The organism is Pseudomonas amygdali (assembly GCF_002699855.1).
Classification (GTDB): domain Bacteria; phylum Pseudomonadota; class Gammaproteobacteria; order Pseudomonadales; family Pseudomonadaceae; genus Aquipseudomonas; species Aquipseudomonas amygdali.
On the sequence record NZ_LKBW01000274.1, the window covers coordinates 1 to 13,117 of the forward strand.

Here is a 13,117-nt window from a genome sequence, read left to right on the forward strand (position 1 = left end):
GCTGCGAGTTTTGCCTGCACTGTATATTTACCCATGACGCCTCCAAAGGTTGCGTCCAACCTTCGGGGGTCATACCAGAGCGTGAGGAACGATAGTTGCCCGGGAGAACACTATCGTGCTCATGCCCACCACCGGATTTCACCAAACCTGCCGCTACAAGGCATACTTGCCGCCTTCTAATCCGCGAACCGTCAACGCCTCATGCGCATCCATGTCAGCTTCATCGACCGCGTCGGTATCACCCAGGAAGTGCTGGCGATCCTGGGTGGACGCAATCTGAATCTGGATGCCGTGGAGATGGTACCGCCCAATGTCTATATCGACGCGCCGACCCTCAGCCACCAGATGCTCGAAGAACTCAAGGACGCGCTGTTTCGGGTTCGTGGGGTAGAAGTAATCACTGTGGTCGACATCCTGCCGGGTCAGCGCCGCCATCTGCAACTGGACGCGCTGCTCGCCGCCATGACCGACCCGGTACTGGCACTGGACAGCGCCGGGCATGTGCTGCTGGCCAATCCCGCGTTGATCGCACTGATCGGCCGGGAACCTGCGGGCGAACCCATTGCTGAACTGTTCGCCGACCCCGGTCTGCAAGCAGCATTGCTGGAAAACAGCTTTCGACTGCCACTGCGCGAAATCACCCTCAACGGTGAAGCGCTGTTGCTGGATGCCACCCCGATCACCGAGGCGGGTGCGCTGATTACCCTGTACCTGCCCAGCCGTATCGGTGAGCGCCTGTCGGCGCTGCATCACGATCACGCCGAAGGTTTCGATGCGCTGCTCGGCGAGTCAGCCGCAATCCGCACCCTCAAGGCGCGCGCGCAACGTGTGGCGGCGCTGGATGCACCGTTGCTGATTCAAGGTGAGACCGGCACCGGTAAAGAACTGGTAGCGCGGGCTTGCCACGCCAGCAGCGCGCGTCACGGCGAGCCATTCCTGGCACTGAACTGCGCGGCGCTGCCGGAAAACCTGACTGAAAGCGAACTGTTCGGTTATGCCCCGGGCGCCTTCACCGGTGCCCAGCGCGGTGGCAAGCCGGGGCTGATGGAACTGGCCAATCAGGGCACCGTGTTTCTTGATGAAATCGGCGAAATGTCGCCTTATCTGCAAGCCAAACTGCTGCGCTTTCTCAACGATGGCAGCTTCCGGCGTGTCGGTGGAGACCGGGAGGTCAGGGTCAATGTGCGTATCCTCAGCGCTACCCACCGCGATCTGGAAAAAATGGTCAGCGAAGGCACTTTCCGTGAAGACCTTTTCTACCGCCTCAACGTCCTCAATCTCGAGGTACCGCCGCTGCGCGAACGCGGGCAGGACATTCTGCTGCTGGCCCGCTACTTCATGGAACAGGCCTGCGCGCAGATTCAGCGTCCAGTGTGCAGGCTTGCGCACGGCACCTACCCTGCTCTGCTGGGCAATCGCTGGCCGGGCAATGTTCGTCAATTGCAGAACGTGATTTTCCGTGCTGCCGCCATCTGCGAACACACTCAAGTGGATATAGGCGATCTGGATATCGCAGGCACTGCAGTTGCGCATCCGCACGACAGCCCCGTGGACAGCCTCGAACATGCCGTCGAGGCATTTGAAAGAAATCTGCTGGAAAAACTCTACGCAGACTACCCATCTACCCGTCAGTTGGCCGCGCGTCTGCATACATCGCACACCGCCATCGCTCATCGACTGCGAAAATATGGAATACCGGGCAAGCGCTAATCTATTGACGCCATTTATCGAAAATATATTCCGAAAAGATTCATTTAATAACTAATCTGCCGATACTGATCTGGTATGGTCCACAAACCTCTTATCATCCATTTGAGTGGATGTCCGTAAGTGTGATTACGGCCGTAATGGCAGAAAGGTCAGGTAGTACCGGGAAGTGATATGTCAACCCCGCCAGCAGACCGCCCGCTTGCCGACTCTCAGTCTCGTGCTGAAAAAATCGTCGAATCTCGCCGTCAGAAAATCCTGCTCAAAACCGGCGCGCTGCAGGACGCGATTTTCAACAGCGCCTACTTCTCCAGCATCGCGACCGACGAACACGGCGTCATCCAGATATTCAACGTGGGTGCCGAACGCATGCTCGGTTACCACTCCGAAGATGTGGTCGACAAAATCACGCCGGCAGATATCTCCGACCCCGCCGAGCTGATCATCCGCGCGGCAGCGCTCAGCCATGAACTGAACACGCCCATCACGCCGGGCTTTGAGGCACTGGTATTCAAGGCTTCGCGTGGCATCGAAGACATCTACGAATTGACCTACATCCGCAAGGACGGCAGCCGCTTGTCGGCCATGGTGTCGGTCACTTCACTGCGAGACAGCGCCGAAACCATCATTGGTTATCTACTGATCGGCACCGACAACGCCGCGCGCAAGCAGGAAGAGGAAGCCCAAGCTCTACTGGATCAGCGGTTGCGTGACCAGCAGTTCTACACCCGCTCGCTGATCGAATCGAACATCGACGCGCTGATGATGACCGACCCGCAAGGCATCATTTCCGACGTCAACAAGCAGATGATGGCGCTGACCGGGCGCACCCGTGATGAGTTGATCGGCGCGCCCTGCAAAAACTTCTTCACAGACCCGGCGAGTGCAGATGCCGCGATCAAACGCGTGCTCAGCGAACATAAGGTCAGCGACTACGAACTCACCGTGCGTGCCTACGACGGCACCGAAACCGTGGTGTCCTACAACGCTGCGACTTTTCATGACCGGGACCGCAAGCTCAAGGGTGTCTTCGCTGCCGCCCGGGACGTGACCGAGCGCAAGCGCTTCGAACGCACGCTGGAAGAAAAAAACGTCGAGCTGGAACACGCCAGCCATATGAAGTCCGAGTTCCTTGCCACCATGTCCCACGAGTTGCGCACACCGCTGAACGCCGTCATCGGTTTTTCCGAGGCGCTCAAGGACGGTATGGTCGGCAACATGACCGATGCCCAGCGACGGTACATCGGCGATATCTTCAACAGCGGCCAGCATCTGCTCTCGCTGATTAACGACATTCTCGACCTGTCCAAGGTCGAAGCCGGAATGATGACGCTGGAGCTTGAACCGGTCGATCTGGACGAATTGCTGAGCAACAGCCTGCTGATCGTTCGCGAGCAAGCCGCCCTGCAACGCATCCAGTTGAAACTGGAAACCGAAGCCGACTTCGGTCTGCTTGAGCTGGATCGGCGCAAGACCAAGCAGATTGTCTACAATTTGCTGGCCAACGCAGTGAAATTCAGCGAACCCGGCGGCTGGGTGACGCTGGCAGTGCGCCAAGTGTCATTTGCCCGGGCAGGCGTCATCGAGGGTGACTGGCCAGCACACACGTTTCCATTGCCTTCCGGTGACTACGAGCAGTTTCTGGAACTGAGCGTAAGCGACACAGGAATCGGTATCGCCCAAAGCGATATGAACAAACTGTTCAAAGCCTTCAGTCAGATCGACAGTGGTCTGGCACGCAAATTCGAGGGCACCGGACTGGGCCTGGCGATGGTCAAGCAGCTGACCGAACTGCATGGCGGCTGCGTCGCAGTCGCAAGCGTCAAGGACCTCGGCGCACGCTTTGTGGTCTGGCTGCCCATCCGCCCGCCTGAATGCGAGGAGGCACGATGGCCCAGATCCTGATCATTGAAGACAATGCGGCGAATATGCGCCTGACGGAGCTGTTATTGACCAGCGCCGGTCACAGCGTACTGTCGGCAGTCGATGCTGAAACAGGCCTGAAACTGGCCCGTGAGCGTCAGCCCGACCTGATTCTGATGGATATTCACCTGCCGGAAATGGACGGCCTGAGTGCCACCGCGCTGTTGAAGAAAGACGCCGGCACAGCCGCGATCCCGGTGGTCGCCTTGACCGCAATGGCCATGAAGGAAGACAAGGAAAAGATCCGTCTGGCGGGCTGCAACGCTTACATCATCAAACCATTGCGCTACAAGGAGCTGTACCGGGTTATTGACACCCTGCTGGAAAAAAAACTGCCTCAACAGCCAATTACCTGAGCATTCGATATGACCCAGAGCGCCGCAACCATCCTGATTATCGATGACGATGTCCATGTCCGGGACCTGCTGGAGGTTCTGCTGCAGAATCAGGGTTATCGGACGCTGACTGCGGAATCGGGCGAGCTGGGGCTGGCCATGGTCGAACTACAAGCGCCTGACCTGATCCTGCTGGACATCATGATGCCGGGCATGGACGGTTACGAAGTCGCCAGTCAGCTCAAGGCCAGCAAGAGCACCGCCAATATACCGATCATCATGCTCTCGGCACTCGACGAGCAAAGTGCGCGTTTGTCAGGGCTGGAAGCCGGTGCCGAGGAATACCTCAACAAACCGGTGGACAGCGCCGAGCTATGGTTACGTGTGCGTAACCTGCTGCGCCTCAAGGCGTTTGGCGACTACCTGAAAAACCACAGCCTGATCCTCGAAGACCAGTTGCAGCAGCGCACCATTGATCTCGAGCGCTTTCGCACGGTGATGGACGCTTCCGAAGACGCGATTTTCCTGATCAACCGCAACACCATGAGCCTGATCGAATTCAACCGCCGCGCCTGCCAATTGCTCGGCTACACCGCCGAGGAGCTTTCACACAAGACGCCTGCCGAACTGGGCGAAACGTCCATGGAGCAGCTTGAGGTCGTGTACGACCAGATCATCGCCGGCAAAGGCCCCAGCGAACCACTGGAAACCCAGATTCGCGACAAGAGCGGACGCGATGTCGAGGTAGAGATCCATCGCCAGGCCTATCGTACCGGCGAGGACTGGGTCATCGTCGGCATCGTCCGCGACATCACCCGGCGCAAGGAAAGCGATCAGCGCCTGCTGACCATGGCCCACTACGACGCACTGACCGGCCTGCCCAATCGGGACCTGTTTTTTACCAGCCTGCAAATGGGCGTGACCCAGGCGGCCATCAGCCGCTGGAAGCTGGCGGCACTGACGGTGAATCTGGATGGCTTCAAGAACATCAACGAAACCTGGGGGCATGTACTGGGCGACGAGGTGCTGCTGGAAGTCAGCCACCGCCTGTCGGAGTGCCTCAACGCCAGCGACACCCTTGGCCGTGTGGATGGCGATCAGTTTGCACTGATTCTGATGCTTCGTGACGGCCAGGCCGATACCCGCAAGACACTGGACCGCATTCGCAACGCATTGCGCGTGCCTTTTCAGTTGGAAGGCCAGAGTATCGTCATGACCGCCAGTATCGGCATCGCACTTTATCCGGAGGACGGCGAAGACTCTCGCGAGCTGATCAAACACGCCTACACCGCAATGAACAGTGCTAAAAAAATAGGCCCGGACACCTATCGGTTCTATACCACGCAGATGAACGCTGACGTCTCGGCACGCCTGGACCTCGAAGCGGCCTTGCGTGACGCCGTGCAAAAACAGGCGTTCGAGATTGTCTACCAGCCTAAACTCAACCTGGCTGAAAACCAGGTATGCGGGCTTGAAGCCTTGCTGCGCTGGCCGCGCCCTGGTCAGTCAGGCATTTCGCCCGCCGTATTCGTTCCGGTGCTGGAAAGTCTGGGGTTGATCGGTGAAGTCGGCAACTGGGTCGTCGACAGCGTTTGCGCGCAGATTGCGCGCTGGCAACCTTCCGGGCTGGGCTCTTTTCAGGTGGCAGTCAACATCTCCGGGCAGCAGATTTCCAGCAGCAGTCTGGTGGCCGACATTCGTCAGGCACTTGAGAAACACAAGGTTGCGCCGCAGTGGCTGGAGGTCGAACTGACGGAAAGCTCGTTGATGGAAAACACCTCTCACACCATCGCTACCCTGGGTGCGCTACGCGCCAATGGCGTGAGTATTTCCATCGACGATTTCGGCACCGGCTATTCAAGTCTGGCCTACTTGCGCCGATTCCCTATCGACAAGCTTAAAATCGATATCGCATTCATTCGCGAAGTGACCAGCAACCCACAGGACGCGGCCATTGCCAGAGCCATCATTGAACTGGCTCACAGCCTCGACCTGAAGGTTATCGCCGAAGGTGTGGAAACACCCGAGCAACTGGCGTTTCTGCGTGAAAACCATTGCGATCAAATCCAGGGTTACCTGATCAGCAAGCCGCTGCCACTTGGAGAGTTCGAGGTCTTTCTTCGATCACCGGCAAGCCGCGTCGGGTGACACAGCATAGTCGGCACAGGAGCTGCCGATCATGCCATTTTTGAAGGAGTTCGCTGCATGCGGTGTTTGCCAGCTGTACTTTTAGGGATGCTAAGTGTGGCGGGTCTGGCTCAGGCGCAAACGCCGAGCGATGCCGGACTGATCGAGGACAACGCAGCAGCCAGTACACCCACCTCGTCCAGCGAAGCGCGGGGCGTATTGCGCGCAACCAATCAGGCTGTCCTCGCCAGCGAGTTGTCCGGCCGTATTACTGACCTGCCTTTCCAGGAAGGCGAGTCTTTCAACAAAGGCGATACCCTCGCCCGCTTCGACTGTTCGGCCTACCAGGCTCAGCTCAATGCCGCGCAGGCAGCCAGCCGTGGTGCCAGCGAGGAACTGGCGCACAACCGACAACTGGCGGCGCTCAACTCGGTGGGTCGTTTCGAGGTGGCACGTGCCGAGGCGAAGCTTTCCGAAACTCAGGCGCAGTCTGGCGTCTATCAGGTACAGATCAAGCGCTGCAGCGTGGTTGCGCCCTACGACGGGCAAGTCGTCGAGCGCAAGGTGAAACGTTACGAGAGTGTCGCAGCCGGTACGCCGATGCTCGAAATCGTCGACAACCGCACGCTGGAAATTCACCTGCTGGTGCCCTCGCGCTGGATGAGCAGACTCAAGCCCGGACAAACCTTCAGCTTCGTTCCCGACGAGACCGGTCAGCCGCTGACCGCCACCGTCAAGCGCCTCGGTGCGCGTATCGATGAAGGCAGCCAGACATTGCTGCTGATCGCCAGCCTGCCCAAAGCGGAGGGCCTGCTGGGAGGCATGAGCGGTACTGCACATTTTGCGGAGCTCAAGTGAACGCCCCCGCATCCGGCGCGGTTGAACGGGTTTTCGCGCAGTTTCTCGACCTTGAACGGCTGACCCGCGCCGCACCTGCGATAGATCAACTGGCGTACAGCCTGGTCAACGACAGCCAGGGGTTGTTCGGCTATCGCCACGCAGCGCTGGTGATCGCCGGCAAGGTGCGCTCAGTGACGGGAGTCAGCATCATCGAACCCAATGCGCCGTTCGTGGCCTTTGTCGAACATGCCGTCGGCCAGTTGCTGAAACTGGAGCAGGTCAAACCGGCGCGCGTCGTGCACATGGGTTCACTCAGCGCATCGGTACGCGATGACTGGAACAGCCTCTCGGCACCGCATGTTTTCTGGCTGCCGCTGCAAGACCGTAAAGGTGAGGTGTTTGGCGGCCTGTGGCTGGCCCGCAACACGCCGTGGACACCCGCAGAGCAAATCCTGCTGGCGCAACTGGGCGATACCTGCAGCCACGCGTGGCTCGCCTTGCAGCCCGGAAAACCGTGGCGCCTGCGCTTCAACCGCAAGCGCCAGGCCTTACTAGTGATGCTGGCGCTGTTGTGCCTGCTGATTCCGGTGCGTCAGTCGGTACTGGCACCCGCCGAAGTCGTACCGCTGGGCGGACGCGTGGTGGCTGCGCCGCTGGATGGCGTGGTGGCCGAGTTTCTGGTCAAGCCCAATCAGGTCGTCAAGACCGGGGACCTGCTGCTGCGTTTCGAGAACACGACCCTCAAGGCTCAGGCTGATGTAGCCGAACGGGCACTGGGCGTTGCCGAAGCGGAACTGAAAGCCAACTCGCAGCGCTCTTTCGCCGATGCCGAATCCAGTTCACGAATCGACCTGCTGGCGGCCCGTGTCGAGCAGAAGCGTGCCGAGCGCGATTATGCCCGTGAACTGCTTAAACGCAGTGAAGTGCGCGCCGAACGCGACGGTATCGCGGTATTTGCCGATGCCCAGCGCTGGCTCGGCAAGCCGGTGCAGACCGGCGAGCGTCTGCTGGAAATTGCCGACCCGACTCAGGCCGAGCTGCGCATCGAGCTGGCAGTTGGCGACGCCATCGCCCTGCAACCGGATGCCGAAATCGCATTGTTTCTGGACAGCGACCCGCTGCAACGGCATGCCGCCCGCCTTGAGCGAGCAGCCTATGAGGCCCAGCCCACTCCCGGCGGGCAGCTGGCGTATCGTCTGGATGCCAGCTTTCTCGATTCGCCGCCACCCCGGATCGGGCTGCGTGGCACAGCCAAGGTATTCGGCGACCGTGCTCCACTGGCGCTGTACCTGCTGCGTCGCCCTCTTGCCGGCCTGCGTCAAAGTGTAGGCCTGTAATGAACCTGCCCAACCTGCGTGCAGATTTGCAGCTTACACCTGCCGCCCCAGCCCTTGACGGTTCGCCACGCTGGACCTTGGCCGACCCGGTGCGCGGTCGCTATTTCAAGCTTGGCAGCCAGGCCATTCGCCTGTTGCGTCATTGGGCGCTGGGTGATGCTTCACAGGTGCTGCAAGCGGCCAACCGCGAGCCGGGCCTGCCGTTGGGCGACACCGAGATTGACGAGTTGCTGCGTTTCTTGCGCGGCCATGACCTGATCGCAGCGCGCGATCCGGAGCAGCGTGCCAGTTACGCCTACAAGGCCGCAGCGGCACGTCATGGGCTGTGGCAGATGCTCTTGCATCAATATCTGTTCTTCCGGATTCCGCTCTGGCGTCCTGACGCATTTCTAAACCGCGTCTGGCCGTGGCTGGCGCGCTATGGCTCAGGATTACTGCGCTACGGGCTGCCGCTCACGCTGGGGCTGGGAATTTTTCTGGTAGCCCGGGACTGGCAACGCTTCATCGGGACCTTTCCCCACCTATTCAGCCTGGGTGGCGCGCTGGCATTCGGTATAGCGCTGTTTTTCGCCAAACTCTGCCATGAGTTCGGCCATGCCTTCATGGCCAAGCGGGCCGGATGCCGAGTGCAGAGCATGGGCGTGGCGTTCATGGTCCTGTTGCCTCTGTTCTATACCGATGTCAGCGACGCCTGGCGGGTCAATGATCGACGTGCCCGCCTGCTGATCGGCGCAGGCGGCGTGCTGGCGGAAATGCTGCTGGCCTGTATCGCCTTGCTGGCCTGGTCACTGCTGCCCGACGGGCCGGCGCGCACCGCAGCATTCATGCTCGCCAGCGCGACGTGGCTGACCACAGTGGTGGTCAACCTCAATCCGTTCATGCGCTTTGATGGTTACTTTCTGATCAGCGATTTTTGGCAAGTCGACAATCTTCAGGGCCGAGCTTTCGCCCTGTGTCGCTGGCGACTGCGCGAGGCGCTGTTCGGCTACGGCCTTCCCGCACCGGAGCCGTGGTCAGCGGCCATGCAGCGTCGTCTGCTGTGGTGGGGGTATCTGTCCTGGTTGTGGCGTGCAGCACTGTTTTTCGGTATCGCGCTGGCGGTCTACCATCTGTTTTTCAAGTTGCTGGGGATTTTCCTGATGCTGGTGGAGCTGGGCTGGTTCATTTTCCTGCCGATTCTCAAGGAATGTCGCCACTGGTGGTCACACCGCGAACAGGCGTACGCACCCCGTGTGCTGCTCAGTGCGACAGGCTTGCTGGCACTGCTCTTGTTGCTCATCGTGCCGTGGCACAGCAGTGTCGAGTTGCCGGTGATGCTGGAAGCCGAAAGCGTGACGGCCATTCACGCCCCGGCCGCTGCCAGAGTCAGGCAGGTCAATGTGCACGACGGCCAGAAGGTCGAACAAGGCGCCGTGCTGATGGAACTGGAATCCCCGGATATCGACTCGCGGCAAAGTATCGTGCGCCGTGAAATCAACATTTTGCAGTTGCAGATGCGCCGTCAGGCGGGCCGTAGCGAGACCGCCGCCGATGCAGGGATTCTCGAACAGCGTCTGGCCGAAGCCGTTGCCGAGTATCGCGGCCTGGCTGCACGACGCGAACGTCTGCTGTTACGCGCTCCCAAGGCCGGGCAGGTGCGCGACCTGCTGCCCCAGTTGAGCGAAGGTCGCTGGGTTTCAACCAGAGACCCGCTGTTGAGGATTGTCGAGGAAGGCACGCGAATTCGCGGTTACGTGGCCGAGAACACGCTGTGGCGTATCGCACCTGGTGATCGCGGACGCTTTATTGCCGATGATCCGATGCGTGAGTCGCTGCTCGTGGAGCTTCAGGAAGTCGATGCCAACGGCGTGGCGTGGCTGGATCAAGAAGCGTTGAGTTCCGATCACCACGGACCGATTGCCGTGCGGCGCGACGAAAATCAGCGCGCCGAACCGGTACAGGGCCAGTATGGTGTACGCCTGAAACTGGTCGACAACAGCGCTGCACCGTCCCAGCCGTTGCGTGGCGTAGCGGTGCTGGACGGCCGCAGTGAATCCCTGTTGGGCGCAACCTGGCGCAGGCTTGCCGCCCTGGGAGTAAGAGAAAGCGGGTTCTGAAGCTGACACATGGACAGAGGACAGCAGACATGACAAAAAAACCTTTCACCAATATCGATGGGCTGGTGGTGCGGCCATCGAGAGAAACCGACAGCGCCTTTCTGCAGATGCTCTACCACTCGGCGCGTCCCGATCTGCAATTGATCGACGGCGAACGCGATCAGGTTGAAGACGTTATCGCCCAGCAGTTTCGTGTGCAGGATCTAGGGCAGGGAGAAAACTTCCCCAACGCCATGCGCTACGTGGTTGAAAAGCTCGGCACGCCCATCGGCGCGCTGGTCACCGATTTCGGCCACAACGAGATACGCGTGCTGTATCTGGCGTTCATTCCGGCAGCGCGCGGCAAGGGCTACGGGCGCAAGGTTTTGCAGGGTGTGCAGCAAGCCGCCGAACAGATCCGCTGCCCGGTGGCAACAGTGGTCTGGGCCAACAACCCGCATGCTCGCCAGCAATATCTGGCGCTGGGGTTTCAGGTTGAAGAGCAGGATGTGGCAGCGGCGAGACTGATCTGGTATCCAGGCCAGACCGCTGCCTTTTGATCAGTTGAAGCTTATGCAGTAGTAGGCCAGGTTGTCGTCGCGGCCCATGGCGGGAACACGAGAGACGAACACGTTATGTAGCAGGCCCAGTTCCGGCAGTTCGATAGCACAGGCCCCATCGACAAACTCGCTGGGCTCAAGTGACTCAAGTAAAACGTTGAACGGCATACGCTGTTGCCGGGCGGCTCGTGCCTGCGGTTTTTCGGCCACTGAGGCGACATGCACAGGCAACTGGCTGCCGTCGCTCATTTGCAACTGGCAGGTATTACCCAGCAGGCTCTGGAAGTGTTCAACGGTAACGTCTTGCAGCATGACGCATCTCCAGTGAAATGAGTGGGAAGAGCCCGTCCCTGGACTCGTGTCAGATCAGTCCCTGGTAGGGAAAAGACCCTGCAGGGCGATACTGAAGTTCACCACCAGGAACGGGTTCATGCTGTCGATAGGCAGGCTGCCTCCGACGGGCTGCATGGTTCCGGTGATGGCGGTACTGACGCCCTTCTGCACGACAGGTGCGGTGCCTGCATTGGGCGAAAAGATATTGGCGGAGGTCGGTCCGCTAGTGGAAGCGCCTATGAACGCATTGTCTGTGGTGGGCGCGATGGTCGCCCCGGTCACTGCCGGGTTGGCCAATGTGATGGTGGTGTTTGCGGTCAGCGTGCTCATCTGGTGCACGTGTGCAGGCATGTTGGCGATGGCCACAGTGACCTTCTCAACACCCGATACAGAGCCGATCACCCGGTTGGTGAGGTTGACCCCGGTCCCCTGATTTATCGGCACCCGGCCTTGAAGATTGGGCAACATGAAGTTCTGCGAGGGATTCCCTCCATAAATGACGCCCAATAGTGCGTACAAGGCGTTGTACTGACTGATGTTCAATGTTTGTCCATTGCATTGCATCCAGCCAGCAGGCGCAAACGGAAAGCCAAACGTCATGATCGAACCCATAAAAACTTCCATACACCCTCATCCTTCTTCTATGTCATGGGAAACTTCGATCCACCGGGGCACGGTCCACAGGTGGCAGGTGGCAGGTGGCAGGATAGAAGCGTAGACGCAGTTTTCAGGGTGTAAATGTTTTTGCAAATGACCGTTATCCGTTGTACATCCAGTGACACTCAACAGTCATTGCCGGAAAGTTCACTACCGTTCATCTGATACTCATCATTCTTTCACCGGAAAAACCCTAATAAAACCGGGAGGGAGAACGCCACATCAGTTTTTTTAACGTTCCCATCCCTCAAGACATGCTGGCTCCTGTCGAACTACTGGCATATGAATGCACTTTGTTACGTAGTTCACACACTCGTATAAACAGTTGTTTTTCCGGGGCGCATGGATGCAAAAATTCCACTTCATTGCAGGTTTGCCACGATCGGGCTCCACCCTGCTATCAGCCATTCTCCTGCAAAACCCGCGCTTTCATGCGGGTATGAGCAGCCCGGTTGGCTCTCTTTTCTCCAGTATTCTTGGCCAGTGCAGCGCTGGCAGTGAATTCTCCTCAGTGATCAACACCGATGTGCGTCGTCGCTTGTTGCGCGGTGTTTTCGAGTCCTACTACGCCGACAAGGCCGCTAAAGACGTGGTGTTCGATACAAACCGTGGCTGGTGTTCACGCCTGCCCGCGCTCATGGACCTGTTCCCGCAAAGCAAAGTGATTGCCTGCGTGCGTAACGTCGCCTGGGTCATGGACAGTATCGAACGTTTGTACCGCGCCAACCCTTTTGAAAACACCAAGCTGTTCAACGATGACGTGGAACGCAATACGGTCTACAGCCGGGTCGAGACGCTGGCGCAGCGCAATCGTCTGGTGGGCTTTGCCTGGGCATCGCTCAAGGAAGCCTATTACGGCGAGCATGCCGACTCGATTCTGTTGATCGATTACGAACTGCTGTCCCAGGCCCCGGAACGGGTCATACGGCTGGTCTACGACTTCATCGAAGAACCGTGGTTTGAACACAACTTCAACAACCTCGCCTATGACGCCCCGCAGTTCGACGATGCGCTGGGCGTATCAGGCTTGCACAAGGTCAAGCCGCGCGTTGCGCTGGAGCAAAGGCCCACCATCCTGCCGCCCGACCTGTTCGAGCAGTATTCAAAGTTGTCGTTCTGGAATGACGGGTCTGCCAGCGCAGCCAATGTCATCCGCATGAAATCAGACGCCGCCGTTAACTGACTGCGGTTTTATCACTCGTAACGTTCGATCTCTGGTGAGC

11 protein-coding genes are annotated in these 13,117 nt (G+C 59.1%); 9 read left to right on the plus strand and 2 right to left on the minus strand.

Annotation, left to right across the window (positions count from 1 at the left end; translation table 11 throughout):
* The first annotated feature begins 201 nt into the window (after window positions 1–201).
* From gcsR to AO277_RS18865, 8 genes are all read left to right on the plus strand, one after another.
* Entirely contained in the window at window positions 202–1,710 is a 1,509-nt protein-coding gene (gcsR, locus tag AO277_RS18830; protein WP_044318604.1) for a transcriptional regulator GcsR, read from the plus strand.
* 171 nt (window positions 1,711–1,881) lie between these two features.
* Window positions 1,882–3,612 carry a PAS domain-containing sensor histidine kinase gene (locus AO277_RS18835; RefSeq protein ID WP_044318605.1) on the plus strand — a complete coding sequence of 577 codons (1,731 nt, stop codon included), beginning with the start codon at window positions 1,882–1,884 and terminating at the stop codon, window positions 3,610–3,612.
* On the plus strand, window positions 3,597–3,986 hold the full coding sequence (locus AO277_RS18840) for a response regulator (RefSeq protein ID WP_004655995.1): 390 nt from the start codon (window positions 3,597–3,599) through the stop codon (window positions 3,984–3,986). Before AO277_RS18835 ends, AO277_RS18840 begins: the two co-directional genes overlap by 16 nt.
* A gap of 9 nt (window positions 3,987–3,995) precedes the next feature.
* The gene (locus tag AO277_RS18845; RefSeq protein ID WP_044318606.1) at window positions 3,996–6,113 is read left to right on the plus strand and encodes a putative bifunctional diguanylate cyclase/phosphodiesterase; all 2,118 of its coding nucleotides are present in this window, start codon (window positions 3,996–3,998) and stop codon (window positions 6,111–6,113) included.
* A gap of 87 nt (window positions 6,114–6,200) precedes the next feature.
* The gene (locus AO277_RS18850; protein WP_005756858.1) at window positions 6,201–6,950 is read left to right on the plus strand and encodes an efflux RND transporter periplasmic adaptor subunit; all 750 of its coding nucleotides are present in this window, start codon (window positions 6,201–6,203) and stop codon (window positions 6,948–6,950) included.
* On the plus strand, window positions 6,947–8,269 hold the full coding sequence (locus AO277_RS18855; protein WP_044318608.1) for an efflux RND transporter periplasmic adaptor subunit: 1,323 nt from the start codon (window positions 6,947–6,949) through the stop codon (window positions 8,267–8,269). The genes AO277_RS18850 and AO277_RS18855 overlap by 4 nt, the downstream gene beginning before the upstream one ends.
* Window positions 8,269–10,365, plus strand: coding sequence for a site-2 protease family protein (locus AO277_RS18860; RefSeq protein ID WP_044318609.1), 2,097 nt, complete (start codon window positions 8,269–8,271; stop codon window positions 10,363–10,365). Before AO277_RS18855 ends, AO277_RS18860 begins: the two co-directional genes overlap by 1 nt.
* Before the next feature lie 29 nt (window positions 10,366–10,394).
* Complete coding sequence (locus tag AO277_RS18865) at window positions 10,395–10,904, plus strand: GNAT family N-acetyltransferase (protein WP_044318610.1); 510 nt, start codon at window positions 10,395–10,397, stop codon at window positions 10,902–10,904.
* On the opposite strand, the gene AO277_RS18870 is transcribed toward AO277_RS18865, so the two are convergent.
* On the minus strand, window positions 10,905–11,216 hold the full coding sequence (locus AO277_RS18870) for a DUF6916 family protein (RefSeq protein WP_044318611.1): 312 nt from the start codon (window positions 11,214–11,216) through the stop codon (window positions 10,905–10,907).
* A 54-nt stretch (window positions 11,217–11,270) separates the two neighbouring features.
* Window positions 11,271–11,861 carry a phage tail protein gene (locus tag AO277_RS18875; protein WP_002552297.1) on the minus strand — a complete coding sequence of 197 codons (591 nt, stop codon included), beginning with the start codon at window positions 11,859–11,861 and terminating at the stop codon, window positions 11,271–11,273.
* A gap of 379 nt (window positions 11,862–12,240) precedes the next feature.
* On the opposite strand from AO277_RS18875, the gene AO277_RS18880 reads away from it, so the two are divergent.
* Entirely contained in the window at window positions 12,241–13,077 is an 837-nt protein-coding gene (locus AO277_RS18880) for a sulfotransferase family protein (RefSeq protein ID WP_044318612.1), read from the plus strand.
* Window positions 13,078–13,117 lie beyond the last annotated feature (40 nt).